Origin of the sequence: Ruminococcus sp. 1001136sp1_2201st1_G3_2201SCRN_220225 (assembly GCF_040924365.1) — a bacterium.
Classification (GTDB): domain Bacteria; phylum Bacillota; class Clostridia; order Lachnospirales; family Lachnospiraceae; genus Blautia_A; species Blautia_A faecis.
This window is the reverse complement of the sequence record NZ_JBCOME010000140.1, coordinates 1-1,076: the sequence shown is the minus strand read 5'-3', so window position 1 is coordinate 1,076 and position 1,076 is coordinate 1. Positions and strand designations below refer to the sequence as shown.

Below are 1,076 nucleotides of genomic sequence, written 5' to 3'. Positions count from 1 at the left end.
GACCTCCACTGCCTCTTACGGCAGCTTCATCCTGGACATGGGTAGATCACCCGGTTTCGGGTCTACTCCTACTGACTCTGGCCCTCTTAAGACTTGGTTTCCCTACGGCTCCGCACCTGAAGTGCTTAACCTTGCCAGTAAGCGTAACTCGCCGGACCGTTCTACAAAAAGTACGCGGTTGCACGCATAAGGTGCTCCCACAGCTTGTAGACACAGGGTTTCAGGTTCTCTTTCACTCCCCTCCCGGGGTCCTTTTCACCTTTCCTTCACAGTACTATGCGCTATCGGTCACTAAGTAGTATTTAGCCTTAGGGGGTGGTCCCCCTGACTTCCCACAAGGTTTCTCGTGTCTCGTGGTACTCTGGATCCTGCTCAGTCTCATCTGCTTTCACATACGGGGCTTTCACCCTCTGCGGCCGGCTTTCCCAAAACCGTTCTGTTAGCTTCCGAGAATCTTAAATGCAGTCCGTAACCCCGGAATGCACGCATTCCGGTTTAGGCTCTTCCGCGTTCGCTCGCCGCTACTTGCAGAATCGAGTTTTCTTTCTTTTCCTCCGGGTACTTAGATGTTTCAGTTCCCCGGGTTCCCTTCCATACGTTATGGATTGGCGTATGGATGACAGAGGTGTGCTCTGCCGGGTTTCCCCATTCAGAGATCTCCGGATCAAAGGATATTTGCTCCTCCCCGAAGCTTATCGCAGCTTATCACGTCTTTCTTCGGCTCTTAGTGCCAAGGCATCCGCCCTGTGCCCTTATTGCTTGACCTTTCGCTCATCACCCTAGCGTAGGTGATGCGGTCTTTTGATTCTCATTGTTGATCTTTGTCTGCTCTCACAGACTAAATCGATGTCTTCCTATCTTACGTTTTAACGTTTGTATCAAGGATATTTGATTAAACTTTAATCAAATTTACATGTATGCAGTTTTCAAGGTACATATCTGACTGAATTTTTATCAGTCATTAGAAATCTTAAACATCAGATATCTTCCATTTAAAACCTCTAATCACTGGTAAAACCAGTTATCATAACAGCACTTCCCTGCTGATCGGGTTAACACCAGTCTCTCGATCTTCG

At 48.0% G+C, this 1,076-nt stretch carries 1 rRNA gene; it reads right to left on the bottom strand.

Features of this window, described 5'->3' with window-relative positions:
- Positions 1-765: ribosomal RNA gene (locus AB5642_RS20285) — 23S ribosomal RNA — on the bottom strand; the annotation flags it as partial.
- Between the last annotated feature and the right edge of the window lie 311 nt (positions 766-1,076).